This is a genomic window from Streptomyces sp. NH27, from assembly GCF_056859195.1.
Genome location: NZ_JACEGK010000807.1, coordinates 1 through 2,186, shown reverse-complemented (window position 1 = coordinate 2,186; position 2,186 = coordinate 1). Strand labels below are relative to the sequence as shown.

Genomic DNA, 2,186 nt, shown 5'->3' with positions numbered 1-2,186 from the left:
GCGTCGTCCAGGTCGATCCGCCGGGCGTGCTGGAGCTGGCGGTGGGACAGGTCGAGGGCGACCGGGCGGGCGCCCCGCGCGGCGAGCCAGCGCGAGCACTGGGCGGCGCCGGCGCCGATCTCCAGGACGTCCAGGTCCTTGAGGGCGCCGGCCGGGCCGAGCAGTCCGGCGGCCGCCTCGTCGAGCCCCTCCGGGCCCCATATGAAGCGGTCGTCGCCGAGGAAGTCGCCGTGCTCGCGCTGGTACTCGTCGGCGTTGCGGTCCCACCACCGGCGGTTCGCCCTGCTGCTCTCCGTGGTCCCCGCGGTGCGCCGGGTCGCTTCGGGTTCGGGTCCTTGGATCATCGCGGCAGTCGTCGTACTCTCTGGGGAGACCAGCGGGTGGTGGAGTTGCGTCGGTTCGGTCCGTTATGCGCCTGCTGTGCCTCTTCGCGCATTGACCGTGCCCGGCTGCCCCCGTATGCTACAAGTTGCGCTGCGAGCCTGCGCGCCTCAGACGGAGCAGGCCACGCTCGAACTGTTGCAGAACCCTCGGCCTAGCGGCTTCGGGTCCCCACGAGTCGGTGGGGGCGGCAGGTAGAAAAAGGCTCCAAGCGTAGCAGTACCTACGACTTACTGTCCGTACCGGAGTCCTTTCCCTAATGACGAGCAGCACCGAGGCCCCTCGTACCACCCCGCAGGTGGCGGTCAACGACATTGGCAACGAGGAAGCCTTCCTCGCCGCGATCGACGAGACGATCAAGTACTTCAACGACGGCGACATCGTCGACGGCGTCATCGTGAAGGTCGACCGGGACGAGGTCCTGCTCGACATCGGTTACAAGACCGAAGGCGTCATCCCCTCCCGCGAGCTGTCGATCAAGCACGACGTCGACCCCAACGAGGTCGTTGCCGTGGGCGACGAGATCGAGGCCCTGGTCCTCCAGAAGGAGGACAAGGAAGGCCGCCTGATCCTCTCGAAGAAGCGCGCGCAGTACGAACGCGCGTGGGGCACCATCGAGAAGATCAAGGAAGAGGACGGGATCGTCACCGGTACCGTCATCGAGGTCGTCAAGGGTGGCCTCATCCTCGACATCGGCCTGCGCGGCTTCCTGCCCGCGTCGCTGGTCGAGATGCGCCGGGTCCGCGACCTCCAGCCGTACGTCGGCAAGGAGCTCGAGGCGAAGATCATCGAGCTGGACAAGAACCGCAACAACGTGGTCCTGTCCCGCCGTGCCTGGCTGGAGCAGACCCAGAGCGAGGTCCGTCAGACCTTCCTCACCACCCTGCAGAAGGGCCAGGTGCGCTCCGGCGTCGTCTCCTCGATCGTCAACTTCGGTGCGTTCGTGGACCTCGGCGGCGTCGACGGTCTGGTGCACGTCTCCGAGCTGTCCTGGAAGCACATCGACCACCCCTCCGAGGTCGTCGAGGTCGGCCAGGAGGTCACGGTCGAGGTCCTGGACGTCGACATGGACCGCGAGCGCGTCTCCCTGTCGCTGAAGGCGACCCAGGAAGACCCGTGGCAGCAGTTCGCCCGGACCCACCAGATCGGGCAGGTCGTGCCCGGCAAGGTCACCAAGCTCGTTCCGTTCGGTGCGTTCGTCCGCGTGGACGAGGGCATCGAGGGCCTGGTGCACATCTCCGAGCTGGCCGAGCGCCACGTGGAGATCCCCGAGCAGGTCGTCCAGGTCAACGACGAGATCTTCGTCAAGGTCATCGACATCGACCTGGAGCGTCGCCGGATCTCGCTGTCCCTCAAGCAGGCCAACGAGTCCTTCGGTGCCGACCCGGCCTCGGTCGAGTTCGACCCGACGCTGTACGGCATGGCCGCGTCGTACGACGACCAGGGCAACTACATCTACCCCGAGGGCTTCGACCCCGAGACCAACGACTGGCTCGAGGGGTACGACAAGCAGCGCGAGGAGTGGGAAGGCCAGTACGCCACGGCCCAGACCCGCTTCGAGCAGCACCAGGCGCAGGTCATCAAGTCCCGCGAGGCCGACGAGCAGGCGGCGGCCGAGGCCGGCTCCGCTTCCCCGGCGGCGGCTGCGGGCACCGGTGGTGGCGGCTCGTACTCCTCGGAGTCCGACGACACCAGTGGCGCCCTCGCCTCCGACGAGGCGCTCGCCGCACTGCGCGAGAAGCTCGCGGGCGGCCAGAGCTGACGCTCTCCGCTCCAGGCTCTTCGGTGGGCCCGCACCTCTCTTC

General features: G+C 67.9%; 2 protein-coding genes. One reads left to right on the top strand and one right to left on the bottom strand.

Translation table 11 applies throughout. From position 1 onward, the window contains the following. The coding region (locus tag AC13HU_RS36045; protein WP_483046212.1) for a class I SAM-dependent methyltransferase at positions 1-344 on the bottom strand (344 nt) is incomplete at its 3' end. A gap of 296 nt (positions 345-640) precedes the next feature. Here AC13HU_RS36045 and rpsA point away from each other — a divergent pair. Then, the gene (gene rpsA / locus AC13HU_RS36040) at positions 641-2,143 is read left to right on the top strand and encodes a 30S ribosomal protein S1 (protein ID WP_483046211.1); all 1,503 of its coding nucleotides are present in this window, start codon (positions 641-643) and stop codon (positions 2,141-2,143) included. The last annotated feature ends 43 nt before the right edge of the window (positions 2,144-2,186 follow it).

Coding starts and splice junctions, on each gene's coding strand:
- rpsA (WP_483046211.1), top strand. CDS start 641: ATGACGAGCAGCACCGAGGCCCCTCGTACCACCCCGCAGGTGGCGGTC.